Genomic DNA, 1,682 nt, shown 5'->3' on the forward strand with positions numbered 1-1,682 from the left:
GTCCAGGGGGGCGGAGCCCCCCTGGTTTTGGGTAAAGGGGCGGGTCTGGGGCGCCCCGCGAGGGAACCCCGGCGGGCCGTTCGTGCGTTCTTGAGGCATCGTCCGGGCCCGCGCGGGCCCCGAACCCCGAACCCCGAGCGACAGGCGGTGCCGATGAACGAGCTGGTCCCGGGAGGCAACGTGCCCCTGCCGAACGGCGCCCTCACGCTGCGCGTACCCGGGCCCTTCGACCTGTCGGCCGTGATCACGGGCGACAGCGGCAAGGTCGCGGGCGACAGCGACTTCGTGTTCTACAACCAGCCCGCCGCCTCCGGCGCCCGCCTCACCGGCGACACGCTCACGGTCGACCCGCGCCGCCTGCGCACGGGCGCGAGCCGCGTCACGCTGGTGGTCAGCCCGGCCGAGCCGGACGCGCCACTGGGGCGGCTGCCCGCCATCGTGCTGCAGGTCGGCAGGCCGGGCGGGGAGACCGTCGCCCGGTTCGCGCCGCCACGGCCGCAGCACGAGACGGTGCTCCTGCTCGCCGAGATCTACCGCCGCGGCGCCGCCTGGAAGCTGCGCGCGCTCGGCCAGGGGTACGCGGACGGGCTCGCGGGCGTGGCCAGGGACTTCGGGCTCGACGTCCAGGACGAGCCGGCGGACGGCCCGGACAGCCCGGCGGACGGCGGGGACAGCCCGACAGGCCGCGCGGACAGCCCGACGGGCGACGCGGACCGCGCGGGCGTCGCGGCGGCCACGAGCGAGGCGGTCACCGTGCTGATGCCCCTGCGCGCCGCCCCGGCGGCGCCCGCCTCCGCACCGCCGCCTCCCGCGTACGCACCTGCGTACGCACCCGCGCCCCCGGGCCCGCTCCAGGGCTTCCTCTCCCGGGTGAACTCCGCGCGCGCCGCCGCCGGTGCCCCCGCCGTCCAGCTCGACGCCCGCCTCACCGAGGCGGCCCGCGCCCACGCGGCGGACATGGCGGCGCGGGGTGCGCTCAGCTCCGACGGCACGGGTGGGGTCTCGCTGTACCAGCGCGTGTCCGCGACCGGCTACGCGTATCTGACGATCGGCGAGCACCTGGTCTCCGGCCCGCGCACCCCGCTCGACTTCATCGAGTACTGCCTGAGCGACGACCGGTCCCGGCAGACGGTCCTGGAGCGCGCGCACACGCACGTCGGGGTCGCCGACGTCACCGACCAGCGCTCCGGTGACATGTTCTGGACGGCGCTGTGGGCCGAGCCGTTCTCGCCGCAGGGGCTGGCCAGGGCGACGGCCGAGGTGCTCGCGCTCACCAACGGCCACCGGGCGGCGGCCGGGCTGCACCCCCTCGCGCCCGACCCGCGCCTGGCCGCGGCGGCGCAGGCGCACAGCGCGGACATGGTCGCCCGCGCCTTCTACGCGCACACCGCGCCGGACGGCAGTGAGCCGTGGGACCGGGCGGCCGCGGCGGGGAGTGCGCATCGCAGGGTCGGGGAGAACATCGCCTGCGGTCAGCGGTCGCCCGGGGAGGTCGTGACCGGCTGGATGAACAGCCCGGGGCACCGGGCGAACATCCTCAAGCCCTCCTTCACGCATCTTGGCGTGGGCTTTGCGGGGGGTGGGGCGGCGGGGACGTACTGGACCCAGGTGTTCGGCGGCTGATCTCCCTCGCGGTGCGCCCCAGACCCGCCCCTTTACCCAAAACCAGGGGGGCTCCGCCC

The 1,682-nt window shown here is 76.6% G+C and carries 1 protein-coding gene; it reads left to right on the forward strand.

Annotated elements, in window-relative coordinates; translation table 11 throughout:
* Window positions 1-153 precede the first annotated feature (153 nt).
* Window positions 154-1,623 carry a CAP domain-containing protein gene (locus tag ACFWZ5_RS46345; protein WP_384806938.1) on the forward strand — a complete coding sequence of 490 codons (1,470 nt, stop codon included), beginning with the start codon at window positions 154-156 and terminating at the stop codon, window positions 1,621-1,623.
* Window positions 1,624-1,682 lie beyond the last annotated feature (59 nt).

The organism is Streptomyces sp. NPDC059003, assembly GCF_042740445.1.
Taxonomy (GTDB): Bacteria; Actinomycetota; Actinomycetes; order Streptomycetales; family Streptomycetaceae; genus Streptomyces.